Genomic DNA, 24,729 nt, shown 5'->3' with positions numbered 1-24,729 from the left:
ACAATGAGTAAAGAATTGGTTGGTGCGTTAAATGCACTTGAAGCAAAAGGTATCTCTCGTGATATCATTATTGAAGCAATCGAGGCGGCACTTATTAATGCATATAAAAAGAATTACAACCAAGCGCAAAACGTGCGTGTTGATTTAAACCTTGACCGCGGTACAATGCACTTGTATTCAAGAAAAGATGTAGTAGAGATAGTAGAAGACGATCGCTTACAAATCTCTGTAGAAGATGCGCAAGTTATCAACCCTGCATATGAAATCGGTGATATCGTGGAACAGGAAGAAACACCACGTAATTTCGGACGTATCGCTGCAACTACAGCGAAGCAAATCGTTACTCAACGATTCCGTGAAGCAGAACGTGGCATTGTCTATGAAGAATATGTAGATCGTGAAGATGATATCGTAAATGGCATTGTAGAGCGTTTAGACCCTCGTAATATTTATGTAGGTTTAGGTAAAGTCGAAGCGGTATTACCTCAGAATGAACAGATTCAAGGTGAATCTTATGCACCGCATGATCGTATCAAAGTGTATATCACGAAAGTAGAACGTACTTCTCGTGGACCACAAGTATACGTATCACGTACTCACCCTGGTTTACTTCGTCGATTATTTGAATTAGAAGTTCCTGAAATTTTCCAAGGTACAGTAGAAATTAAATCAATAGCTCGTGAAGCTGGCGATCGCTCTAAAATCTCTGTCTTTGCACATAATGAAGAAGTGGATCCAGTAGGTTCATGTGTAGGTACAAAAGGTGCACGTGTACAAACAATTGTTAACGAATTAAACGGTGAGAAAATCGACATAGTTGAATGGTCAGAAGATCCTGTCGTATTCGTTGCAAATGCACTAAGTCCTTCAAAAGTTCTTGATGTGCAAGTTGACGAAGAAGAAAAGTCAACTACAGTAGTAGTTCCTGATTATCAATTATCTTTAGCTATTGGTAAACGTGGTCAAAATGCTCGACTTGCTGCGAAATTGACTGGCTGGAAGATTGATATTAAGAGTGAAACAGATGCTAGAGAGTTAGGGATCTACCCAAGTCAAACTTCGACTGTTGTCTATGAAGAAGCTCAAGACGATGAAGATGTAGATTTTGACGTTAAGGTTGATTTATATAAAGACGACGAAGAATAAGTAAAAGCAATTGGTCGTATGTAAAATTTTCTATTTAACAAATATGGCCAAAAGTTCTTACGCTATAGGGAAGGTGTGTTCTTATGTCGATAAACAGAAAAATTCCTTTAAGAAAATGTGTAGCAACGGGTGAAATGTTTCCTAAAAAAGAAATGATTCGGGTTGTTCGTTCTAAAGAAGGCGAAGTTTCCGTTGATGTTACTGGCAAGAAATCGGGTCGCGGTGCATATGTTTCAAAATCTGAAGCAGCCGTTGCGGAAGCGAAAAAGAAAAATGTCCTGAAACATCAGCTAGAAGTGGAAATTCCAGAACAAGTATATGAAGACCTTTTAAAAGTCATACGCAAGGAGACGTTAACATGACGCCTGAGCAATCTATTTTAAATTTACTTGGATTGGCTGCAAGAGCTCGTAAAATCGTTTCTGGCGAAGAACAAGTTATTAAGGAAGTGCGCAATAATGGTGCGAAGCTTGTTGTTTTAGCAACGGATGCTTCTGCCAATACGCGCAAAAAAATGCAAGATAAATGTCATTCTTTCAACGTTGAGTTGCAGGAGTTCGGGACTAGATATGATCTCGGACATGCCACGGGGAAAGACGCAAGGGTCTCATTAGCCATCGTGGATGACGGTTTTGCAAAAAAACTGTCCGAGCTTCTCAACGAAATCTAACCGGGGGTGAATACATGACAAAATTACGCGTCCATGAATATGCGAAACAAGTAAATAAGTCAAGTAAAGAAGTTATTGATCAGCTTTCAAAGCTACAAATAAACGTCACAAACCATATGTCTACGTTAGAAAAAGATGCAGTTAGCAAACTAGATGGTGTATTTAAAATGAAAATTAACGCACAATCATCACAAGGACCAAAAAAACCTGAGCACCAAAACAGAGGACAACAAGGGAATCGTCCGAACGCTAGAAAAGACGAAAAAGCACAACAAACTAGCGCTGCTCAACCAAAACAAAATACTAATCAAGGAAGTACTATGAATAATAATTCAACTTCAAAAAACAACTCAAACTCAAATTCAAACAATCGTTCTAACTCAAATGCAAGACCGAACACAAACACAAATTCAAGACCGAACACAAACACAAATTCAAGACCGAATTCAAATACGAACACAAACTCAAGACCAAATACAAGTTCAAACAATAAACCAAATACGAATTCGAACACTAGAACAGGCTCTAATGCAAATTCAAGCCAAAATCGTGGTGCAAACCGCGGCCCTGGTGGTCAATCCAACCAACAAGGTGGAAACCGTAACTTTAACCAAAGAAAAAAACCAGGTATTAACGGTGGTCAACGTCGTAAACACAGACCACAACCAGTTGTACCTGCAGTGAAAAAAGAATTACCAGAAAAAATCACTTTCTTTGAATCATTATCTGTAGGTGAATTAGCGAAAAAATTAGGTCGTGAACCATCTGAAATCATCAAAAAATTATTCATGCTTGGCGTTATGGCAACAATTAACCAAGAGCTTGAACAAGATGCTATCGAACTAATCTGTGCTGATTATGGTGTGGAAGTTGAAGAAGAAATTCGTATCGACGTAACAGACCTAGAAACTTATTTCGAGGGTGACCAAGAAGAAGTAAATACAGCTAATATTAAAGAACGTCCACCAGTTGTAACGATTATGGGTCACGTTGACCATGGTAAAACAACTTTACTAGATTCAATCCGTAATACAAAAGTAACTGCTGGAGAAGCTGGCGGTATTACACAACATATTGGTGCTTACCAAGTAGTCGTAAACGACAAAAAAATTACATTCCTTGATACACCTGGACACGCAGCGTTCACAACAATGCGTGCGCGTGGTGCTAGAATTACTGACTTAACAATTTTAGTAGTTGCTGCTGATGATGGTGTAATGCCTCAAACAGTTGAAGCAATCAACCATGCAAAAGCTGCAGAAGTTCCAATTATTGTTGCTGTAAACAAAATGGATAAACCAACTGCTAACCCTGATCGTGTAATGCAAGAGTTAACTGAGCATGGTCTAGTGCCAGAAGCTTGGGGCGGCGAAACAATTTTCGTACCAATTTCAGCATTAAAAGGTGATGGTATTGATTCATTACTTGAAATGGTATTGTTAGTTTCAGAAGTAGGCGAATTAACAGCGGATCCAAAACGTAAAGCAATCGGTACAGTAATCGAAGCTCAACTTGATAAAGGTCGCGGTTCTGTCGCTACCCTATTAGTACAAAATGGTACACTTAACATAGGTGATCCAATCGTAGTTGGTCACGCTTACGGTCGTGTCCGTGCAATGGTTAATGATATTGGCCGTCGCGTAAAAACTGCAGGCCCTTCTACACCAGTTGAAATTACTGGATTAAGTGAAGTTCCTCAAGCTGGAGATCGTTTTGTAGTATTCGAAGATGAAAAAACAGCTCGTCAAGTAGGGGAAGCGCGTGCAATGACTGCTATTCAAGCACAACGCTCTGAAAAACAACGAGTAACTCTTGATAATTTATTTGAACAAATGAGCCAAGGCGATATGAAAGAATTAAACTTAATCGTTAAAGCTGATGTTCAAGGTACAGTAGAAGCAATGGCAGCTTCGTTAATGAAAATCGATGTAGAAGGTGTAAACGTACGTATCATCCATACGGGTGCGGGTGCAATTACAGAATCTGATATTTCATTAGCAGCCGCATCAAATGCGATTGTCATCGGTTTCAACGTACGTCCAGATACTAATGCAAAACGTGCAGCAGAAGCTGAAGGCGTAGATATTCGTCTACACCGTGTTATTTATAAAGTAATTGAAGAAATCGAAGCTGCAATGAAAGGTTTACTAGATCCTGAATTCCGTGAAAAAGTAATCGGTTCAGCAGAAGTTCGTGAAACATTCAAAGTATCTAAAGTCGGCACAATTGCTGGTGGATATGTACTTGAAGGTAAAATTACTCGTGATAGTGGCGTACGTGTTATACGTGAAGGTATCGTTATTTTCGAAGGCGAATTAGATTCTTTAAAACGTTTCAAAGACGATGCAAAAGAAGTAGCTAAAGGTTATGAATGTGGCTTTACAGTGAAAAACTTCAATGACATTAAAACAGAAGATGTAATTGAAGCATTCATTATGGAAGAAATCATCCGTAAATGATTGTCTACGCAGAGTGTGAATTCTTCATCCCTGCGGCCCATTCATTAAAAGAAAAACGTGCTGTCTTGCAAAGTATGATTACGCGTACAAAACAACGCTACAATGTTTCCATTGCAGAAATCGACCATCAAGATGTTTGGCAAAGAGCATTGCTCGCGATTGTTACTGTAGCCTCTTCCAAGGATGCAGCAGATCGTGAGCTCACTCGTGCTCTTCAACTTCTGGAATCAAATCCTGAATGGGAACGTCTAAACATACAAAGAGAGTACTTATAAAAATTGAGGTGAAACGATTATGAGTATGCGCGCGAACCGTGTTGCAGAACAAATGAAAAAGGAACTCGGCGATATTATCGTTCGTAAACTAAAAGACCCTCGTGTTGGATTTGTTACTGTAACAGATGTGGAAGTAACAGGCGACTTACAGCAAGCAACAATTTATATTACTTGCTTAGGTACTGAGAGAGAGCGTCAAGCCACATTAAAAGGACTTGAAAAAGCAAAAGGCTTTATTCGTTCTGAAATTGGTCAACGTATTCGTTTAAGAATTACACCAGAATTATCCTTTGAGTTTGACTCATCGGCTGAATATGGTAATAAAATTGACACGCTTTTACGTCAACTACATGAATCAAAAGATCAATAATTGAAACAAGCCTGCAAACCTAATTATTTGCAGGCTTTTTCTGTCCTTAAAATAAAATAATTTATATTAAAAAGGAGTTGGCATGAATGCAACATGGCATTCTTCCTCTATGGAAAGAACGGGGAATGACTTCTCACGATTGCGTATTTAAATTACGTAAAATACTACAAACAAAAAAAGTAGGGCATACAGGAACACTAGACCCGGGTGTAGAAGGTGTTTTGCCTATTTGTATTGGTAATGCAACACGTCTAGCAGAATATTTGACTGACGCAGGTAAAACATATGAAGCTATTATTTCAATTGGTGCTTCTACAGCAACTGAAGATGCTGAAGGGGAAATAGTAGCAGAAGATAATAGTATCAAAACGATAACTCGCGAACAGTTGTTGCAGGTACTAGCTAACCTTACTGGGGAAATTTCTCAAACACCTCCAATGTATTCTGCTGTGAAAGTAAATGGTCGGAAATTATATGAGTATGCGCGTCAGGGACAGATTATAGAACGTCCATCTCGTAATGTAACAATCTATGCATTAGAGTTACTTGACGAGGAATTGGTTTACGAAGGTACTACAATCACTTTCCCAGTTCGCATCGCATGTAGTAAGGGGACATATATTCGTACTCTAGCTGTACAAATAGGTGAGGAGTTAGGATATCCTGCGCATATGGCTTCGCTAGTCCGCACATCTTCAGGCAATTTCAAGAAGGAAGATTGTGTTACAATTTCTCAATTACGTGAAATTGCTGAGGCAGGAGAATTAGATAAAGTAATAATGCCAATTGAGCAAGCATTAACAGAATATCCAACTTTTCAAATTACTGAAGATAACCATAAGCAAATTGCAAATGGACAAGTACTTCCTATGCACCCTTCACTTGAAGAACATGATAAAATAGTATTTGTAGAAAGTGGAAAAGCGGTTGCTATTTATATTAAGCATCCAACAAAAGATGGGCTTATGAAGCCAGAAAAAATGTTCCCAGCTGTGGATTAGGAGGCAGTCTTTATGATGAAAGTGATTCAATTAAAGTATCCCCACCAAATTAGTCATCCAGATATTGAAGGACCCTATTCTCTTGCAATTGGCTTTTTTGATGGAGTTCATCGAGGGCATCAAGCGGTGATTGAGCTTGCGAAAAAGCAAGCGCAGCAGAAAAATTTAAAAACAGCTGTGATGACGTTTGATCCACATCCTTCGATTGTATTAGGTCAAAGAAAAGAACAAGTATTTTATATTACACCTATAAAGCAAAAGTTAGATATCCTTGAAAGTATGGGGATTGATACGGTATTCGTTGTACGATTCACCTCGGATTTTGCTCAACTTAGCCCTAGTGAATTTGTAGATGTATTTATTCGTAATTTAAATGTAAAACATGTGACAGCCGGCTTTGACTTTACATTTGGTGCATTTGGTAAAGGTACGATGGAAGATATGAAGTTACTTAGCAACGGAGACTTCGATGTTACTGTAACTGACAAGCAAGTTCAAAAAAACGAAAAAATCAGCTCTACTCGAATTCGTAAGTTGTTACAAGCGGGTGACATGGAAGAGGTTCATAGTCTTCTAGGAAGACCATTCCAAATTCCAGGAATTGTAGTGCATGGGGATAAACGCGGACGTCAGATTGGTTTTCCAACTGCGAATATTCAAGCTCATGAAGGAACATTCATTCCGGCGAATGGTGTTTATGCTGTAAGAATGCAAGTTCAAAATGAATGGTTTGATGGTGTTTGTAATATCGGCTATAAACCAACATTCAAAAACCCGGAAGAAAAAAGCTTATCAATAGAAGTACATATTATGGACTTCAACAAAAATATTTATGCTGAAGAAGTGCAAATAGATTGGTATAAGCATTTAAGATCAGAACAAAAATTTGATGGTATCGATGCGTTGAAAGTACAAATCGAAATAGATAAGGCAAATGCAATGAAATATTTGCGTGAACGTTAGATAATAGTTGATTCTGTTAGGCGCTTATGTTACTATTTCATAAGTGAGTTGCTCTTTATGAATTACTTCATTTGCAACCACGGAACCATTGCTTGGCTTTCGAATCACCAACGTTTGCTCAGCATTTGGGGATATTTCAATTTAGGAGGTGAATAGGATGGCACTAACACAAGAACGCAAAAACGAAATCATTTCTGAATTCCGTGTACACGAAAGTGATACTGGTTCACCAGAAGTTCAAATCGCTATCCTTACGGAAGAGATTAACAACTTAAATGAGCACTTACGTACTCATAAAAAAGACCACCATTCTCGTCGCGGTTTATTCAAAATGGTTGGACGTCGTCGTAACTTATTAAAATATTTACGTGAAAATGACGTACCACGCTACCGTGAAATCATTACTAAACTCGGCTTACGTCGATAACATGCAATTTTGTGAAAGCGGGCTTGTCCCGCTTTTTCTTTATGCTTCAATAAACTAACCTCCTACAACAATTTGAATATAAAGAATTGAAATGTTTCGCATAAGCCTCCCTTTTTTGATAAACTAATAGTACTACATAAATACATGAATAGATGTTTTCTTTGAGAGAGGAGTTCAAATAAATGAACGAAAAAAAGGTTTATACCTATGAATGGGCCGGACGACCTTTACAAATCGAAGTAGGTCAGCTCGCAAAGCAAGCTAATGGATCGGTATTAGTACGTTATGGAGAAACAGTTGTACTATCAAATGCAACTGCTTCAAAACACCCAAAACCATTAGACTTCTTCCCATTAACAGTTAACTATGAAGAAAAATTATATGCAGTTGGTAAGATCCCTGGTGGGTTTATCAAACGTGAAGGACGTCCTTCAGAAAAAGCGGTATTAACATCTCGCTTAATCGACCGTCCAATCCGTCCATTATTCCCAGATGGCTTCCGTAATGAAGTACAAGTAATCTCTATGGTTATGTCTGCAGACCAAGATTGCCCTTCAGAAATGGCAGCTATGCTCGGATCATCACTTGCACTAATGGTTTCTGATATTCCATTTGACGGACCAATCGCAGGTGTCCAAGTTGGGCTTGTTGACGGCAAATTTATCGTAAATCCAACAGTAGCACAATGGGAAAAATCAACAATTGACTTAACAGTCGCTGGGACAAAAGATGCAATTAACATGGTTGAAGCAGGTGCTCTAGAAGTTCCTGAAGAAAAAATGTTAGAAGCTATTATGTTCGGTCACGAAGAAATCAAAAAAATAATTGCATTCCAAGAAACAATTGCTGCTGAAGTCGGCAAAGAAAAAATGGAAGTAATATTACACGGAATAAATGAAGAATTATACGCTGAAATCAATGCTGAATTCGGAACTAAGATGGTTGCTGCTATCCAGACTTATGAAAAGCATGCTCGTGAAGAAGCAATTAATGCTGTAAAAGCTGAAGTTGTTGCTAAATACGAAGAAGCTGAAGCAGAAGATACAACTCTAAAACAAGTTAGCGAAATTCTAGATAAAATGGTGAAAGAAGAAGTTCGCCGTTTAATCACAGAAGATAAAATTCGTCCTGATGGTCGTAAATTAGATGAAATACGTCCATTGTCTTCGGAAGTAAGTTTACTTCCAAGAGCACATGGATCTGGTTTGTTTACACGTGGACAAACTCAAGCACTTTCAGTTTGTACTCTAGGTGCACTAGGCGATGTTCAAATTATTGATGGATTAGGTGTTGAAGAGTCTAAGCGCTTCATGCATCATTATAACTTCCCACAATTCTCAGTTGGGGAAACTGGACCTATTCGTGGACCAGGTCGTCGTGAAATCGGGCATGGTGCATTAGGAGAACGTGCTTTAGAAGCAGTTATTCCAAATGAAAAAGACTTCCCATACACAATCCGTTGCGTATCAGAAGTATTAGAATCTAACGGTTCTACATCACAAGCAAGTATTTGTGCTTCAACTCTTGCAATGATGGATGCCGGTGTTCCTCTAAAAGCACCAGTTGCAGGTATTGCGATGGGTCTTATTAAAAAAGATGAGCATTATTCAATTCTAACTGATATCCAAGGAATGGAAGATCACCTTGGTGATATGGACTTCAAAGTAGCAGGTACTGCAAAAGGTGTTACTGCACTTCAAATGGATATTAAAATTGATGGTTTATCAAACCAGATTTTAGAAGAAGCATTAACTCAAGCTAAAATTGGTCGTATGCATATACTAGAGTCTATGCTTGCAACTATGCCAGAAAGACGTGGACACCTGTCTAAATATGCTCCGAAAATTATCATGGTTAAAATTAACCCAGATAAAATTCGTGACGTTATCGGACCTGGTGGTAAACAAATTAATAAAATCATCGAAGAAACTGGCGTGAAAATTGATACTGAGCAAGACGGTACAATTTACATCTCTTCAGTAGATGAAGCAATGAACGCACGTGCAAAAGAAATCATTGAAAATATTGTACGTGAAGCAGTTGTAGGTGAATATTACATGGGTAAAGTAAAACGTATCGAAAAATTCGGTGCATTTGTTCAAATTTTCCCAGGTAAAGACGGTTTACTACACATTTCTGAAATTCAAGAAGAGCGCACTAAAGCGGTAGAAGATGTTCTAAAATTAGAAGATGAGCTGCTTGTTAAAGTTATTGAAATCGACAATCAAGGTCGCGTAAACCTTTCTCGTAAAGTAGTATTAAAAGAGGAAAAAGAACGCGCTGAGCAAAAGTAATCTGAGAACGCCCGAAGCTGGGTATTCCAATTCAATACTCCACGCTCACAACCTGAGTGTCTAAACATCTTAAATGTTAAAGTTATTGAGGTCGTCCGTTTCCAACAAAACGGCGACCTCTTTTGTATGTATTTAAAGGAGGAAACTATTTGGTTACAAAACATATATGTGCTAATGGAGTACGTATCGTTGCAGAAGATATTCCGCATGTACGTTCAGTAGCAATGGGTATTTGGGTAAATGTCGGTTCTCGATACGAACAACCACATGAAAATGGAATGACACATTTCATAGAACATATGCTTTTTAAAGGGACTAATACACGATCTGCTAAGGATATAGCTGAGGCATTCGATCGTATAGGCGGGCAGCTTAATGCCTTCACATCAAAGGAAAATACATGCTATTATGCAGTAGTTCTTGATCATCATGCTGAAAAGGCAATTGAGATACTAGCAGATATGTTCTTTCATTCTAAATTCGCTCCTGAAGATATTGATAAGGAAAGACAAGTGATTTTAGAAGAAATTGCAATGACCGAAGATGCACCAGATGATGATGTAGATGAAAGACTATGGCAAGCAATGTTCCCTAATAATCCACTAGGTTCACCGATACTAGGGACGGCAGAAACACTTCAAACATTTAATCGTGAAAATATTCTATCATATATGCACAAGCACTATCGTCCTGAGCAAATAGTCGTTTCAATTGCAGGGCATTTATCACCAACGCTTATTCAAACGATTGAAAGATTATTTAATCAATTCCCAACAACGTTAACTCAAGAACCTACAATTTTCACTTTACCAACTTTTGTTCCAGCAAAAATAGAAAAACAGACTCATGTAGAACAGTCTCATCTCGCATTAGGTTTTCCAGGGTTAAGTATGCGATCTCCTAATCTATTAAGCTTAGTTGTATTGAATAGTATACTGGGAGATTCTATGTCTTCACGTTTATTCCAGGAAGTAAGAGAGGAAAAGGCGCTTGCTTATTCTGTATACTCCTATTATTCTGCTTATCAAGATGCCGGTGCATTTGTGATTTATGCAGGTACTTCGCCACATCAGCTACCTTTATTACAGCAAACAATTAATCATTCTGTCGATACGATTTGTAGAGAAGGTATAACTGAAAAAGAATTGCTATTTGCAAAAGAACAGCTTGAAAGTAATTTGCTTCTTGGGCTTGAAACAGCTTATGATTTTATGAGTAGAAATGCTAAAAACGAACTTGTTTTTGGTTATGATCGTACTATTAAAAAAGCGCTAGCAGAATTACAAGAGGTAACTGTGCAATCAGTAAATCAAATTATCAAAGACCATTTAAAACAACCATTTGCAAGATCCATCATTACACCAGCTAAGGGAAGCAACTAATGCCCTTAGCTTTTTCTTTTCTGTATAATTCTCTTGAAGCAAAAAAATCACTAAAAACAGGGCAAAAGCATATACATAATATACATGCGAAAAGGAGGGGAAGCATGCTCTTATCAGAGTTAGCTGAAAAAGAATTAATTCAAATGAATGATGGAATACGTTTCGGTATTTTAGCTGAGACCGAATGTTTACTTGACCCGAAAACAGGTCAAATTTATGGTTTTGAAATGATTCATAAAGGGCATCGAATTCCATTTAAAGCAAAATCGCCAAAAATGCAAGAATATATCCCGTGGGATGAAATTGTTCTCATTGGAGAAGATCGAATTCTTTTTAATAATGTAAAACCGATGAATTCGGGGTTAACAGAATGACAGAGGAAAGATGGTTACTCATAGGAACGGACGCACGTTTTAAAAAACTAGCGGTGCAGCTTTCAAAACCTCATCGAACTGTTTTATACAAATATACAGATGAATGGAATGAAGAGCTCTTAACATTGAGCAAAAAGTTTCAACCAAATCGCATTGTTTTACCTATTCATCCGCCAAAATGGACTGCGGATATGAATAGTTTTTTAAATACAGCAGAAAATGCAATGTTGTTTGTCGGAAGAACAACTCCAGACTTTAAACAACAGTTGTCTACTGAACAAACGGTTTACTACCTAGAGGATGAACAATTTATTTGGCAAAATGCAAAACTCACTGCTGAAGGGATGCTTAGATCATTTTACGATCATGAACAACGATCGATGTATGGGCGACATCTTGTCATTACAGGATTTGGAAGAGTTGCGAAGATGACGGCTGCATTATGTAGAGATCTAGGTGCTACAATCCATGTTATGGCACGTTCAGCAACTCAAATATATGAGGCAGAAGCTTTCGGCTATAAAGCTTCTGTTTTAGAGCCGGTCGCTTTTGAAGGTAAACTAGACTACATCATTAACACAATCCCTGTAAAATGGCTAACATCGGCCTTTAGTGAAATGTTACAATCGTCTACTACATTGTTTGACTTAGCATCTGCTCCAGGATGTCTTGCATTTGATGAACAACCTGATTTTGATTATATACAATTACCAGCATTACCCGGGAAATATTTCCCCCACGATGCAGCTGATTTATTAATTCAAACGATTGAACTGCATAATGAAAAATATAAGGAGGGACATCATGCTTGATGGCAAGCGCATTGGTTTTGGCATAACTGCATCTCATTGTACGTATGAAGAAGTTGTACCGAAAATTAAACTTCTTAGAGAAGAAGGCGCTATTGTAGTGCCAATTATTACGAATTCAGTATTACATGCGGCAACTAGATTCGGTACAGGGGAAGAATGGATTGCAAAAATCGAGGAAGAAGCAGGGCATGAAGTTATTAAGACAATCGCGGAGGCGGAGCCACTAGGTCCGAGAAATCCGGTAGATTGTATGGTGATTGCTCCAATGACGGGGAACTCACTCAGTAAATTTGCTAATGCCACTACAGAATCACCAGTTCTAATGGCAGCAAAGGCAACACTTCGTAACGGTAGCCCAGTAGTCATAGGTGTTTCTACGAATGATGCATTAGGGTTAAATGGTATAAATCTCATGAAACTTCTAAATACAAAGAACATCTTCTTTATCCCATTTGGTCAAGATGATCCGTATAAAAAGCCAAATTCACTAATTTCAGATTTCACTCAAATAAATCAAACAATTATAAGCGCATTAGAAAAGAAACAATTCCAACCATTATTAATTCAATATACTAAATAATTTAATTTTTATACACAATTATGAAAAATTATGATACAATAGCGCCAATATCAATGTTGAGTTGAGGAGAGATGTATGGTGACTAAGCAATATACAGTAGCTGTCGTAGGAGCTACAGGAGCAGTAGGAACGAAAATGATGGAGCAGCTTGCTAAGCGTAAGTTTCCCATTGGTAAGATTAAATTACTAGCTTCCAAAAAATCAGCTGGAAAAGATATTACATTTAACGGTCAGACATACACGATTGAGGAAGCAACGCCAGAAGCATTTGAAGGTGTCGATATTGCCCTATTCAGTGCTGGTGGTGCTGTATCAAAAGTGTTAGCACCAGAAGCTGCAAAACGTGGTGCTGTGGCAATTGATAACACAAGTGCTTTTCGAATGGATCCAGAAGTACCGCTTGTTGTACCTGAAGTAAATCCAGGCGATCTTGCAAAACACAAAGGAATCATTGCTAACCCTAACTGTTCAACAATTCAAATGGTCGCAGCATTAGAACCAATTAAAAAAGCATTTGGTTTATCCAATGTAATCGTATCTACATATCAAGCAGTGTCTGGTTCAGGTATAAATGCCATCGAGGAACTTAAAACACAAAGTGGTGAGTGGGAAAAAGGTAAGGAAGTAGAAGCGAATGTATTACCAGTAAAAGGTGATAAAAAGCATTACCCAATCGCTAGAAACGTTATTCCTCAAATCGACATCTTTACTGAAAATGGCTTCACATACGAAGAGATGAAAATGATTAATGAAACGAAGAAAATTATGCATATGCCAGAGCTTCCAGTGGCAGCAACTTGTGTACGTGTTCCAGTTGTATCTGGACACTCTGAATCTGTTTATATTGAAATAGAAAAAGAAAATGTATCAGTAGAAGATGTAAAAAAAGTGCTTGGAAATGCTTCTGGTATCGTGCTAATTGACGATATTACAACGCAAGGTTATCCAATGCCAATCTATGCAGAAGGTGAAGATGAAGTATTTGTAGGCCGTATTCGCAAAGATTTAGCGAAGGATAATGGCTTCCATTTATGGATTGTTGCTGACAACCTATTAAAAGGAGCAGCACTTAATTCTATCCAAATCGCAGAAGCTTTGATTGACGAAGGTATAATCTAAGGGGGCTTCACAGATGAATATAGGGAATGTAGCAACAGCGTTGATTACTCCATTTCACGAAGATGGCTCTATCCATTATGAAATGGTGGCTAAAGTAGTAGAACATTTAATTGCAACAGGGACTGATTCAATTGTTGTTTGTGGTACAACGGGGGAATCACCAACATTAACACATGAAGAGAAAATGCATCTTATCCAATTCGTTGTTGAAACTGTACGTAAACGTGTGCCAGTAATTGCTGGTACAGGAAGTAATAATACGGCAGAGTCGATTCAAGTCACGAAGGAAGCAGAGGCGGCAGGTGTTGATGGTATTATGCTTGTAACTCCATATTATAATAAGCCTAGTCAACGTGGAATGTATGCTCACTTTGCTGCGATTGCAAAGGAAACATCATTACCTGTTATGCTTTACAATATTCCAGGACGTTCAGTAGTAAATTTATTGCCTGAAACAATTCTAGAATTAAGTAAAATACCAAACATCCAAATTGTGAAAGAAGCAAGTGGTAGTCTTGATCAAATGGCTGATATTCTAGTGAGTGCACCTGAAGGGTTCAAAGTATACTCGGGTGACGATGGTTTAACATTACCTCTTTTAGCAGTTGGTGGATCAGGTATTATTTCTGTAGCAGCGCATGTTGTAGGTGAAGATATGCAAAAAATGATTCAAGCATTTAAAGAGGGGCGTCATGAGGATGCAGCGTTCATACACCAAGCATTACTACCTTTAATTCGTGCCTTGTTCGCAACTCCCAACCCTACGGCAGTTAAATATGCTCTAAGCAAATTAAATATTTCATCTGAAACAGTTAGACTGCCATTAGTGGAGATGACTGAACAAGAAAAAGCACATTTTGATATAGTTTGGGAACATTATCTAGCAAAACAAAAACAGTTCCAATAAAAAAATGGAATGGGTGATAAAACCCATTCTTTTTTTGTTTGTGAAAACGGTCTACTACCGATATAATAAAAACAAGTGGATGCTGTTCGGGATTATTTTTAGGAGGAAAACAAGTGGTTAAAACAAAAAATGAAGTAATACGAGTAATACCTCTAGGTGGGGTTAGTGAAATCGGCAAAGCAATGTATGTCGTTGAAATTGATGACGAGCTTTTTGTAGTCGATAGTGGACTAATGTTCCCAGAGGATGAAATGCTAGGAATCGATTTTGTTATTCCAGACATTTCATATTTAGAAGAAAACAAAACAAGAGTAAAAGGAATTTTCTTAACACATGGTCATGAAGATGCAATTGGTTCAATTGCATACTTATTACAAAAAGTTAGTGCACCAGTTTACGGTTCAAAACTAACAATTGCTTTAGCAAAAGAACATTTAAAAGAATTACCCGCTCCACAACAAGTGAAATTCTTTGAAGTAACAAGCAAAAGTCGTATGAATTTCCAAACGACGTATGTAACATTTTTCCACACAACACATAGCATTCCTGATTCACTTGGTGTTGCGTTCCATACATCTGAAGGTGCAATCGTACACACCGGCGAATTTAAATTTGACCAATCAGCACAAGGTAAATACAAGCCTGATATCGCTAAAATGGCTGGACTTGGTGAAGAGGGCGTCTTCATCTTAATGTCTGATTCAACTGAAGCAGAGCGCCCAGGATATACAATCTCAGAATCGATTATTCGCGAAAGATTATCAAAAACATTCCACCGTGCAGAAGGAAGAATCCTTGTAGCACTTTATGCATCAAACTTTATCCGTATTCAACAAGTATTTGACGAAGCGGCAGCATCAAATCGTAAAATAGCTGTTGTAGGACGCAGCCTAGAAAATGTGTTTGAAGTAGGTATGCGTTTAGGCTATCTTTCTGTTGATCCAGAAAGAATTATTCCAGTAAGTAAAATCAATGATTACCCTGAAAATGAAATTGTTGCAATTGTAACGGGTAATCAAGGTGAGCCTTTAGAAGGTCTTGAGAAAATCATCCGTAAGCACCATCGTGATATTCGCATTAAACCTAGTGATACTGTATTAATTACGTTTACACCTTCTCCAAGTATGGAAGTACAAATTGCTGAAACAATGAATAGCCTTGCCAAAGCAGGTGCAAAAGTAATGTCAGCAGATAAAAAGGTACATGTATCTGGTCATGGTTCGCAAGAAGATCTTAAATTAATGCTTAACCTTATGAAACCAAAGTACTTTATTCCTATACAAGGGGAATATCGTATGTTAATAGCCCACTCTAAACTTGCACAAGAAACAGGTTTATCGAAAGCGCAAATTTTCATCGCAGATAAAGGCGATATCGTAGAATACAAAAACGGTAAGATGCGTATGAGCGGTCGTGTGACAGCTGGTAATGTTTTAATAGATGGTATCGGTGTTGGTGATGTAGGTAACATCGTTTTACGCGATCGTAAATTATTAAGTCAAGATGGTATCTTTATCGTTGTTGTTACTATTGACCGTCAACACAAAAAAATTGCTTCAGGTCCGGAAATTTTATCAAGAGGATTCGTTTATGTTCGTGAATCAGAAGAACTAATGGAAGAGTCTGCAGCACTAGTGAAGAATGTTGTCGAAAAATATGTGAATAAAGGTACGTATGAATGGACAAACATTAAACAAGAAATCCGTGACACGCTCAATTCCTATTTATTCCAAAAAACGAAGCGCCGCCCAATGATCATCCCGATTATTATGGAATATTAATGCGTAGCGGATACAAAGGATTTCCTAGCCAGTTTGTGGTGGGAAATCCTTTTTTCCTTTAAAAGAGAAAGGAGGGTCAGGAAATTGGCTACAAAAAAGAAAAAAGAAACAAAACCTAAAAAACCAGAACAAAAGCTATCAATGCATCCCTTGATGTATGAAATTATTGGTCTCCTTTTAATCGGCATTGCCATCATGACATTTTTTGAATATGGATTAGTTGGACGATTCCTACAAACAGCTGCTTTGTTTTTATTTGGCAATTGGTCAATTGCTGTATCATTTATGCTTATTCTTAGTGCCCTTATTTTAATGGTTCGTAGAACAATTCCAAATATGAAGAATCGAACAATTCTTGGTTGTGCTTTTATACTAGGGAGTCTGACTTTGTTTAGTCATATTGCACTGTTCGAGCAATTACTGAATGGGAATGGAATTGGAAGTAATTCTGTTTTAAGAGAGACATGGCGTGTACTCATAACGAGCGGTGGTATTCAAGAACGTAGTCAGTCTCTTGGTGGTGGCATGATGGGCGCTATATTATTTGCATGCTTCTATATTTTATTTGACTCTGCAGGCGCATCTATTGCTAGCTGGTTACTGTTATTTATAGGGTTGATTTTATTGACTGGTAAGGCATTAGTTCCTTACTTACTGCAAAAGACGCCTGAATGGCAAACAAAATGGAAAGAACGTCGCTCACAAGCGAAAAGAGCTAAGCAAGCAAGTAAAGCTCCTCAAAGACAAGAAGAACCTAAAGCTTCATCACGTCGAGCTCGTAAATCTGCAAAAGCTGAGGCAACGCAACAAATTGAAGAAAATCTTGAAGCAGCCACAGATGTAGAGTTACCTGTCCATACGGAACCTATTATTTCAGCCTTTACACAACGGGTAGTAGAAAATGAAGAAACACCACAAGAACTAGAGCAAGAAGTAGAAATAGAGATGCAGCCAATGGCGGGGGATGAGGTTGTTGAGAATGTTAATTATCAATTACCAACAATGTCTCTATTGAAAGCACCACCACATGTTGATCAAAGTGGCGAAGTTACATTGATACAAGCGAATGCTCGAAAACTTGAACAAACTTTCCAATCGTTTGGTGTAAAAGCAACAGTTACACAAGTTCACTTAGGTCCTGCTGTTACTGAGTATGAAGTTCTACCAGATAAAGGGGTTAAAGTAAGTAAAATTGTTGGATTGCAAGATGATTTAGCATTAGCATTAGCAGCTGAAGATATTCGTATTGAAGCACCTATTCCAGGTAAATCTGCTGTCGGTATCGAAGTGCCAAACAAAGAGGTAGCGATTGTAAGCTTGCGTGAAGTGTTAGAAGCAAAAGAAAATAATCAACCAAATGCCAAGCTACTAATTGGTCTAGGTAGAGATGTTACGGGTGAAGCGAAGTTAGCCCAGTTAAATAAGATGCCACATTTATTGGTAGCTGGTTCAACAGGTAGCGGAAAAAGTGTATGTATTAATGGTATCATTGTAAGTATTTTAATGCGTGCAAAACCACATGAAGTGAAACTTATGATGATTGACCCAAAAATGGTGGAGCTAAATGTTTACAACGGTATTCCTCATCTTTTAGCACCAGTTGTTACAGATGCACGTAAAGCTTCGCAGGCTTTGAAAAAAGTTGTATCTGAGATGGAGCGTCGTTATGATCTGTTTTCGCATACAGGAACGCGTAATATTGAAGGCTACAATGGACATGTTGAAGCATTTAATGCTGAAAATGATGAAAAGCATCCAAAGTTACCATTTATCGTGGTTATTGTAGATGAGTTAGCTGACTTGATGATGGTCGCCTCGAGTGATGTTGAAGATTCTATTACAAGACTTGCACAAATGGCACGAGCAGCGGGTATTCACTTAATTATCGCCACACAAAGACCGAGTGTCGATGTCATTACGGGAGTTATTAAAGCGAATATTCCATCGCGGATTGCTTTTGCTGTATCCTCTTCAATCGATTCTCGTACCATTTTAGACATGGGAGGAGCAGAACGTCTTCTTGGAAGAGGAGATATGCTGTTTTTACCAGCTGGACAATCGAAACCTGTTCGAGTTCAAGGGGCATTTTTGTCAGATAATGAGGTACAGGATGTTGTTGATTTTGTTATTAGTCAACAAAAAGCACAGTATCAAGAAGAGATGATACCCACAGAAGAGGATGATTCAAGGAACTTAGATGATACAGATGACTTGTATGAAGAGGCAGTACAATTAGTAATTGATCAAGAAACAGCATCAGTATCATTTTTACAAAGAAAGTTAAAAGTGGGATATGCTAGAGCTGCTCGGATAATGGATCAGATGGAAGAAAGAGGGGTTGTCGGTCCTGCTGAAAAAAGCAAACCACGTCAAGTTCTTATCGGAAAATAATAATGGTAAAATTTCACTTATCAAAAAAATAACAAAACAACTACAGATATAAAAAAAAAAAACTGTTTTAGCACAGTTTTTAAAGAAACCTATTTATTTACCCAAATAATAATGGTATAGTAACGAATTAGTAGGAATGTTTTACGTCAGATGTCTGATCTCTCTAGGCGGTGGTATGTATGACGATTAAAACAGATAGTCGGCATTTGTATCTCCAAGTAATCGATCGTTTGAAAGAAGATATTGAAAAAGGTGTTTTTAAAGAAAAAGAAAAACTCCCATCTGAATTCGAATTATCAAAAAAACTTGGAGTCAGTCGTGCCACACTACGTGAGGCACTTAGACTGTTGGAAGAAGAAAACATCATTGTCCGTCGACATGGAGTGGGTACATTTGTGAATGCAAGACCTGTATTTACATCAGGAATTGAACATTTATCAAGTATTTCCTCTATGATCCAAAATGCTGGAATGGAACCCGGAACAAACTATATAAGTTCATTCGGGGTGCCAGCTTCTGAGGATGATGTAAAACGCTTTCATTGCAAAGAAGATGAAACTATCATAACAATTGAAAGAGTTCGTACTGCGAACGGAGAGCCTGTTGTCTATTGTGTGGACCAAGTACCGTCGAAGTATTTGCCTTCTGATTTTTCAAATAGAGAAGATTCTTCAATCTTCTCTGCGATAGAAGAATCAGGCGATATTCATGTCGCGTATGCAATCACATTTATCGACCCGGTTGGTTACCATAACCAAGCATCACCAATTCTAGAGTGTGAGCCTGAAACAGCTCTCCTAGTTCTAAAACAGCTCCACTATGATGATAACGATCAAGTGGTGTTATATTCTAAAAACTATTTTAGAGCTGATAAATTCAGCTTCCATGTAGTTCGAAAACGTGTTTAAAACTGTATGCATTCCTGCTAACATCAAACACTTTTGGGGGGACTCCAAATGAAAAAACGTAAATTTGGCTTAGCACTTTCAGTTGTATTAGCTGCTGGTACTTTATTAGGTGCATGTGGTTCTAAAGATGATACTTCTAAGGGTGACAAAGAAGAAAAAGACAACTTCTCACTTGCAATGGTAACTGACGTTGGTGGTGTGGATGACAAATCATTCAACCAATCAGCTTGGGAAGGTATCCAAAAATTTGGTAAAGACAATGGTTTAAAAAAAGGTGACGGTGGTTATGACTATAAACAATCTTCGTCGGATGCTGATTACAATCCAAACTTAACTAGTATGATTCGTCGTAACTTCGACATAATATTCGGTGTTGGTTTTATGATGGCTGATTCTGTAAAAGAAGTTGCTGAACAAAAACCAAATGCTAACTTCTCAATTATTGATGCTGAAGTTAAGGCTCCAAACGTAGCTTCTATCTTGTTCAAAGAGCAAGAAGGCGCTTTCCTTGCAGGTGTAGCTGCAGCTAACATTACAAAATCTAACAAAATCGGTTTTGTAGGTGGAATGGATATTCCAGTTATTAACCGCTTCCATGCTGGATTTGTTGAAGGTGTTAAAGCTGTAAATCCTGATATTGTTGTTGATGCTCAATATACAGGTGCTTTTGATAAAGCAGAACTAGGTAAAACTACTGCTAATCGTATGTATTCTACAGGCGTAGATGTAATTTTCCACGCTGCTGGTGCAACAGGTAATGGTGTATTCACTGAAGCAAAAGAACGTAAAGCTAAAGACGCTAATGCGAATGTATGGGTAATCGGCGTAGATGCTGACCAATACAAAGAAGGACAAGTTAACGATAAATCTAACGTTACTTTAACTTCTGTTCTTAAACGTGTTGATGTTGCAGTACAAGACATTGCAAAACAAGCAAAAGAAGGTAAATTCCCAGGTGGAAAAACTGTAGTATACGGTTTATCAGACAATGGTATGGCATTAGCAGATTCACATGGTGCTATTTCAGAGGATATTATGAAAAAAATCGATGATTATGCTAAACAAATTGCTGACGGTACAATTAAAGTTCCAGAAAAAGTAGAAAAGAAAAAGAAATAATTTAACTAAAGTCGTCATCATAAAGGCTAGTTAAGTACAAGTCTTTATGATGACTTTTATCTGAAAAAAATTAATAGATAAAAGTTTTCGACAATTTCAAAAACTTTCCTGTGTTAATTTTTTTAACCTATGTTAATTTATTAATAACAACAAATATAATTTACAGTGTCCAAGGGAGTGAACACATTGGAATATGTGATAGAAATGCTAGATATTCGAAAGCAATTCGGATCTTTTGTAGCAAATGATAATATCACCCTTCAGCTGAAAAAAGGCGAAATTCATGCATTGCTTGGAGAAAATGGTGCAGGGAAATCGACTTTAATGAACGTGCTTTTCGGACTATATCAACCTGAAGCTGGCGAAATTCGTGTGAATGGAAAGAAAGTTAAAATTTCTAATCCTAACATAGCGAATGACCTAGGTATTGGAATGGTTCATCAACACTTCATGTTAGTTGAAAATTTTACAGTAACAGAAAATATTATTTTAGGTAGTGAGCCTACTAAAAATGGCATCGTTAATATCAAAGATGCTGCGAAAAAAGTACAAGCTCTATCTGAAAAGTATGGATTGAATGTAGATCCATATGCGAAAATAGAGGACATTTCTGTCGGTATGCAACAACGTGTAGAAATTATTAAAACATTGTATCGTGGGGCAGAAAATATTATTTTCGATGAACCTACAGCATCATTGACACCACAAGAAATTTCAGAATTGATTCAAATTATGAAACGATTGATTGCAGAAGGTAAATCTATTATCTTAATAACTCATAAATTGCAAGAAATTATGGAAGTTTCAGATAGAGTGACTATTATCCGTAAAGGACAAGGCATTGGAACGGTAACAACTTCTGAAACAACGCCAGATCAATTAGCAGAGTTAATGGTTGGACGTCAAGTTGAATTTAAAACTAAAAAAATAGAAGCCAATCCTAAAGAAGAAATTTTGAAAATTGAAAACTTAGTCGTAACTGACTACCGAAATATTGAAAAGGTGAAAGGTTTGAATCTTTCGATACGCAGCGGTGAAATTGTCGGTATTGCCGGTATTGATGGTAACGGACAGTCCGAATTAATCGAAGCGATAACAGGACTTCGTAAAGTGAAGTCAGGTACAGTTTCATTAAATAATCAAAATATCACTAATTTAAAACCACGTGATATTACGGAATCCGGTGTTGGGCATATCCCACAAGATCGTCATAAACACGGTTTAGTATTAGATTTTCCAATCGGTCACAACATCGCACTTCAAACTTATTACAAGTCTCCAATCGCAAAAGCTGGAATAATAGATTATAGCAAAATCTCTGAACTTGCGCAAAAGATAATTAAAGAATACGATGTTCGCTCAGGTCATGGTGAAGTTACACCAGCTCGTGCATTGTCAGGTGGTAATCAACAAAAAGCAATTATCGGTCGTGAAGTAGATAGAAATCCAGATTTACTAATTGCTGCATTGCCAACGCGTGGCTTGGATGTTGGAGCCATTGAGTTTATTCACCAACGCCTAATTGAACAACGTGATAAAGGAAAGGCAGTATTATTAATTTCGTTCGAATTGGATGAAGTTATGAATGTCTCTGATAAAATTGCAGTTATATATGATGGTCAAATTATCGATACTGTGAAGCCAAATGAAACGACTGAACAAGAGTTAGGTCTACTAATGGCAGGACAAGGTCGACAATCTAATAATGGACAAGTAAAGGAAGGTGACGAATAACATGTCGAAGAAATTGACTAATATCCTCGTCCCTGTGATTTCAGTAATTCTAGGCTTAATTGTCGGTGCAATTGTTATGCTTGTAAGTGGTTATGACCCTGTAGAAGGTTATATTGCTCTTTGGGAAGGTATCTTTGGAGATATGTTTACTATTGGTGGTACTATCCGCCAAATTACACCATATATATTGGCAGGTTTAGCGGTAGCATTTGCGTTCCGCACAGGTTTATTTAATATTGGTGTTGAAGGTCAATTAATTATGGGATGGTTAGCAGCTGCATATGTAGGATACGCTTTCGAACTACCAGCTATTATTCACCTTCCGTTAGCTATACTAGCTGCTGCAGTAGCAGGAGCACTTTGGGCGTTTATCCCAGGTTTATTAAAGGCGAAATTACAAGTGCATGAAGTTATCGTCACAATTATGATGAACTATATTGCTCTACATGTAGCAAATGCAGTGATTAAATCACTTTCTGATAATGGAGAAAAAACACCGATGATTCATGAATCGGCATCATTACGATCGACTTTTTTAGATACGTTAACTGATTATTCACGTATGCACTACGGTTTTGTAATCGCTTTAATAATGGTTGTCATTATGTGGTTCATTTTAGAGAAAACAAAGCGTGGTTTCGAGCTTAAAGCAGTTGGTTTCAATCAAAATGCTTCTGAGTATGCTGGCATGAATGTTAAAAATAATATTATTCTTGCTATGGTTATTTCGGGTGCGTTTGCAGGTCTTGCAGGTGCAATGGAAGCTCTTGGAACATTCGGTAACATTTCAGTTAAAGGTGGCTTTACTGGTATCGGATTTGATGGTATTGCGGTAGCTTTACTCGGTGCCAATACACCATTTGGAGTATTATTAGGTGCAATATTATTCGGTGCATTGAAATTTGGTTCATTAAATATGCCAAACGTCGGCATACCTTTAGAAATAGTTTCGATTGTAATAGCATTAGTTATTTTCTTTGTAGCTTCAGGTTATATCATTAGATTATTCCTTGAACGATTGAGCAAGAAAAAGGAGGCGAAATAACATGAGCTTTTTGGAAGTGTTATATTTCCTTGTTCCTACTGCGATTTTCTATGCAGCGCCTCTTATTTTAACGGCTATCGGTGGTGTATTCTCTGAACGTTCCGGCGTAGTTAATATAGGACTTGAAGGTTTAATGGTTATAGGTGCTTTTGCTGGGATTGTATTTAACTTAACGTATGTTGATACATTTGGAGCTTGGACACCTTGGATTGCATTATTAGTAGCAGGACTTGCTGCTGGTATTTTCTCAATGTTACATGCAGTAGCAGCTATATCATTCCGTGCAGATCAAACGATTTCAGGGGTAGCGATCAATTTGCTTGGTCTTGCAATAGCATTATTCTCTGTGAAAATGCTTTACGATAAAGGGCAAACTGATATGATTAAAGTTCGTTTCCCGCGCTTTAATATTCCTTATCTAGAGGATATTCCGTTAATCGGTCCTATGTTCTTTAAGGATGTTTATGGTACTTCAATTCTAGCAATTGCAGTAGCAATTCTTGCTTGGGTGATTATTTATAAGACGCCATTTGGTTTACGTTTACGTGCAGTTGGGGAACATCCAACTGCGGCAGATACGATGGGTATTAATGTAACGAAAATGCGTTACATCGCCGTTATCATTTCAGGTATTTTAGGTGGTATTGGTGGTGCGATCTATTCGCAAACAATTTCAGGTGACTTTGGTCACGGAACAATTAATGGGCAAGGGTTCATGGCTCTTGCGGCGATGATTTTCGGTAAATGGCATCCACTAGGTGCCTTAGGAGCTGCAATTTTCTTCGGATTTGCGCAATCTTTAAGTATAGCAGGGAACTCAATTCCATATATTAAAGAAATTCCATCTGTATACTTACACATTTTACCTTATGTGTTAACAATCTTCGCTGTAGCTGGCTTTATTGGTAAAGCACGTGCACCAAAAGCAGTTGGTCAACCATATATTAAAGGTAAGCGTTAATTTTCCATTTA

23 protein-coding genes are annotated in these 24,729 nt (G+C 37.7%); all 23 read left to right on the top strand.

Annotated elements, in window-relative coordinates:
* Positions 1-3: 3 nt before the first annotated feature.
* Positions 4-1,146, top strand: coding sequence for a transcription termination factor NusA (gene nusA, locus ACZLO7_RS17205; RefSeq protein WP_464937394.1), 1,143 nt, complete (start codon positions 4-6; stop codon positions 1,144-1,146).
* Between the two features lie 83 nt (positions 1,147-1,229).
* On the top strand, positions 1,230-1,508 hold the full coding sequence (rnpM, locus tag ACZLO7_RS17200) for an RNase P modulator RnpM (protein ID WP_464937395.1): 279 nt from the start codon (positions 1,230-1,232) through the stop codon (positions 1,506-1,508).
* Positions 1,505-1,816 carry a YlxQ family RNA-binding protein gene (locus tag ACZLO7_RS17195; RefSeq protein WP_464937396.1) on the top strand — a complete coding sequence of 104 codons (312 nt, stop codon included), beginning with the start codon at positions 1,505-1,507 and terminating at the stop codon, positions 1,814-1,816. The genes rnpM and ACZLO7_RS17195 overlap by 4 nt, the downstream gene beginning before the upstream one ends.
* 14 nt (positions 1,817-1,830) lie before the next feature.
* Complete coding sequence (gene infB / locus ACZLO7_RS17190; protein WP_464937397.1) at positions 1,831-4,275, top strand: translation initiation factor IF-2; 2,445 nt, start codon at positions 1,831-1,833, stop codon at positions 4,273-4,275.
* Positions 4,272-4,550, top strand: a complete 279-nt coding sequence (locus tag ACZLO7_RS17185; RefSeq protein WP_038184231.1) for a DUF503 domain-containing protein — start codon at positions 4,272-4,274, stop codon at positions 4,548-4,550. Before infB ends, ACZLO7_RS17185 begins: the two co-directional genes overlap by 4 nt.
* A gap of 19 nt (positions 4,551-4,569) precedes the next feature.
* The gene (gene rbfA, locus ACZLO7_RS17180; protein ID WP_427748893.1) at positions 4,570-4,920 is read left to right on the top strand and encodes a 30S ribosome-binding factor RbfA; all 351 of its coding nucleotides are present in this window, start codon (positions 4,570-4,572) and stop codon (positions 4,918-4,920) included.
* 86 nt (positions 4,921-5,006) lie between these two features.
* Complete coding sequence (gene truB, locus ACZLO7_RS17175; protein ID WP_464937398.1) at positions 5,007-5,921, top strand: tRNA pseudouridine(55) synthase TruB; 915 nt, start codon at positions 5,007-5,009, stop codon at positions 5,919-5,921.
* A 15-nt stretch (positions 5,922-5,936) separates the two neighbouring features.
* Complete coding sequence (ribF, locus tag ACZLO7_RS17170; RefSeq protein ID WP_464937524.1) at positions 5,937-6,884, top strand: riboflavin biosynthesis protein RibF; 948 nt, start codon at positions 5,937-5,939, stop codon at positions 6,882-6,884.
* Positions 6,885-7,041: 157 nt separating this feature from the next.
* A complete protein-coding gene (rpsO, locus tag ACZLO7_RS17165; protein WP_038184240.1) occupies positions 7,042-7,311 on the top strand; it encodes a 30S ribosomal protein S15 in 270 nt (89 codons plus the stop codon).
* Positions 7,312-7,493: 182 nt separating this feature from the next.
* Positions 7,494-9,605 (top strand): polyribonucleotide nucleotidyltransferase, encoded by a 2,112-nt coding sequence (gene pnp / locus ACZLO7_RS17160; RefSeq protein WP_464937399.1) that lies wholly within the window; start codon positions 7,494-7,496, stop codon positions 9,603-9,605.
* Between the two features lie 149 nt (positions 9,606-9,754).
* Positions 9,755-10,987 carry a M16 family metallopeptidase gene (locus ACZLO7_RS17155; protein ID WP_464937400.1) on the top strand — a complete coding sequence of 411 codons (1,233 nt, stop codon included), beginning with the start codon at positions 9,755-9,757 and terminating at the stop codon, positions 10,985-10,987.
* Positions 10,988-11,091: 104 nt separating this feature from the next.
* Positions 11,092-11,361, top strand: a complete 270-nt coding sequence (locus tag ACZLO7_RS17150) for a YlmC/YmxH family sporulation protein (protein ID WP_464937401.1) — start codon at positions 11,092-11,094, stop codon at positions 11,359-11,361.
* Positions 11,358-12,173, top strand: coding sequence for an NAD(P)-dependent oxidoreductase (locus ACZLO7_RS17145; RefSeq protein ID WP_464937402.1), 816 nt, complete (start codon positions 11,358-11,360; stop codon positions 12,171-12,173). The genes ACZLO7_RS17150 and ACZLO7_RS17145 overlap by 4 nt, the downstream gene beginning before the upstream one ends.
* The gene (locus ACZLO7_RS17140; RefSeq protein ID WP_464937403.1) at positions 12,166-12,753 is read left to right on the top strand and encodes a dipicolinate synthase subunit B; all 588 of its coding nucleotides are present in this window, start codon (positions 12,166-12,168) and stop codon (positions 12,751-12,753) included. The genes ACZLO7_RS17145 and ACZLO7_RS17140 overlap by 8 nt, the downstream gene beginning before the upstream one ends.
* 75 nt (positions 12,754-12,828) lie before the next feature.
* Complete coding sequence (locus ACZLO7_RS17135) at positions 12,829-13,872, top strand: aspartate-semialdehyde dehydrogenase (protein ID WP_464937404.1); 1,044 nt, start codon at positions 12,829-12,831, stop codon at positions 13,870-13,872.
* 13 nt (positions 13,873-13,885) lie between these two features.
* Positions 13,886-14,779, top strand: a complete 894-nt coding sequence (gene dapA / locus ACZLO7_RS17130; protein WP_464937405.1) for a 4-hydroxy-tetrahydrodipicolinate synthase — start codon at positions 13,886-13,888, stop codon at positions 14,777-14,779.
* Positions 14,780-14,892: 113 nt separating this feature from the next.
* The gene (locus ACZLO7_RS17125; protein WP_464937406.1) at positions 14,893-16,560 is read left to right on the top strand and encodes a ribonuclease J; all 1,668 of its coding nucleotides are present in this window, start codon (positions 14,893-14,895) and stop codon (positions 16,558-16,560) included.
* An 84-nt stretch (positions 16,561-16,644) separates the two neighbouring features.
* On the top strand, positions 16,645-18,951 hold the full coding sequence (locus tag ACZLO7_RS17120; protein ID WP_464937407.1) for a DNA translocase FtsK: 2,307 nt from the start codon (positions 16,645-16,647) through the stop codon (positions 18,949-18,951).
* Between the two features lie 179 nt (positions 18,952-19,130).
* Complete coding sequence (locus tag ACZLO7_RS17115) at positions 19,131-19,859, top strand: GntR family transcriptional regulator (protein ID WP_464937408.1); 729 nt, start codon at positions 19,131-19,133, stop codon at positions 19,857-19,859.
* A 48-nt stretch (positions 19,860-19,907) separates the two neighbouring features.
* Complete coding sequence (locus ACZLO7_RS17110; RefSeq protein WP_464937409.1) at positions 19,908-20,978, top strand: BMP family lipoprotein; 1,071 nt, start codon at positions 19,908-19,910, stop codon at positions 20,976-20,978.
* A 186-nt stretch (positions 20,979-21,164) separates the two neighbouring features.
* The gene (locus tag ACZLO7_RS17105; RefSeq protein WP_464937410.1) at positions 21,165-22,712 is read left to right on the top strand and encodes an ABC transporter ATP-binding protein; all 1,548 of its coding nucleotides are present in this window, start codon (positions 21,165-21,167) and stop codon (positions 22,710-22,712) included.
* A 1-nt stretch (position 22,713) separates the two neighbouring features.
* Positions 22,714-23,757, top strand: coding sequence for an ABC transporter permease (locus ACZLO7_RS17100; protein WP_464937411.1), 1,044 nt, complete (start codon positions 22,714-22,716; stop codon positions 23,755-23,757).
* A 1-nt stretch (position 23,758) separates the two neighbouring features.
* Positions 23,759-24,718, top strand: a complete 960-nt coding sequence (locus ACZLO7_RS17095; protein WP_464937412.1) for an ABC transporter permease — start codon at positions 23,759-23,761, stop codon at positions 24,716-24,718.
* The last annotated feature ends 11 nt before the right edge of the window (positions 24,719-24,729 follow it).

This window comes from Viridibacillus sp. d25.2 (assembly GCF_055456015.2).
Note: the sequence above shows the minus strand (reverse complement) of the source record. Positions and strands in the feature narration are given on the sequence as shown.

Excerpts from the sequence above, each read along its gene's own strand:
- rbfA (WP_427748893.1), top strand. The coding sequence starts at position 4,570 with ATGAGTATGCGCGCGAACCGTGTTGCAGAACAAATGAAAAAGGAACTC.
- rnpM (WP_464937395.1), top strand. The coding sequence starts at position 1,230 with ATGTCGATAAACAGAAAAATTCCTTTAAGAAAATGTGTAGCAACGGGT.
- ACZLO7_RS17100 (WP_464937411.1), top strand. The coding sequence starts at position 22,714 with ATGTCGAAGAAATTGACTAATATCCTCGTCCCTGTGATTTCAGTAATT.
- rpsO (WP_038184240.1), top strand. The coding sequence starts at position 7,042 with ATGGCACTAACACAAGAACGCAAAAACGAAATCATTTCTGAATTCCGT.
- ACZLO7_RS17110 (WP_464937409.1), top strand. The coding sequence starts at position 19,908 with ATGAAAAAACGTAAATTTGGCTTAGCACTTTCAGTTGTATTAGCTGCT.
- ACZLO7_RS17115 (WP_464937408.1), top strand. The coding sequence starts at position 19,131 with ATGACGATTAAAACAGATAGTCGGCATTTGTATCTCCAAGTAATCGAT.
- ACZLO7_RS17140 (WP_464937403.1), top strand. The coding sequence starts at position 12,166 with ATGCTTGATGGCAAGCGCATTGGTTTTGGCATAACTGCATCTCATTGT.
- dapA (WP_464937405.1), top strand. The coding sequence starts at position 13,886 with ATGAATATAGGGAATGTAGCAACAGCGTTGATTACTCCATTTCACGAA.
- nusA (WP_464937394.1), top strand. The coding sequence starts at position 4 with ATGAGTAAAGAATTGGTTGGTGCGTTAAATGCACTTGAAGCAAAAGGT.
- ACZLO7_RS17145 (WP_464937402.1), top strand. The coding sequence starts at position 11,358 with ATGACAGAGGAAAGATGGTTACTCATAGGAACGGACGCACGTTTTAAA.
- ACZLO7_RS17150 (WP_464937401.1), top strand. The coding sequence starts at position 11,092 with ATGCTCTTATCAGAGTTAGCTGAAAAAGAATTAATTCAAATGAATGAT.
- infB (WP_464937397.1), top strand. The coding sequence starts at position 1,831 with ATGACAAAATTACGCGTCCATGAATATGCGAAACAAGTAAATAAGTCA.
- pnp (WP_464937399.1), top strand. The coding sequence starts at position 7,494 with ATGAACGAAAAAAAGGTTTATACCTATGAATGGGCCGGACGACCTTTA.
- ribF (WP_464937524.1), top strand. The coding sequence starts at position 5,937 with ATGAAAGTGATTCAATTAAAGTATCCCCACCAAATTAGTCATCCAGAT.
- ACZLO7_RS17135 (WP_464937404.1), top strand. The coding sequence starts at position 12,829 with ATGGTGACTAAGCAATATACAGTAGCTGTCGTAGGAGCTACAGGAGCA.
- truB (WP_464937398.1), top strand. The coding sequence starts at position 5,007 with ATGCAACATGGCATTCTTCCTCTATGGAAAGAACGGGGAATGACTTCT.
- ACZLO7_RS17095 (WP_464937412.1), top strand. The coding sequence starts at position 23,759 with ATGAGCTTTTTGGAAGTGTTATATTTCCTTGTTCCTACTGCGATTTTC.
- ACZLO7_RS17185 (WP_038184231.1), top strand. The coding sequence starts at position 4,272 with ATGATTGTCTACGCAGAGTGTGAATTCTTCATCCCTGCGGCCCATTCA.
- ACZLO7_RS17195 (WP_464937396.1), top strand. The coding sequence starts at position 1,505 with ATGACGCCTGAGCAATCTATTTTAAATTTACTTGGATTGGCTGCAAGA.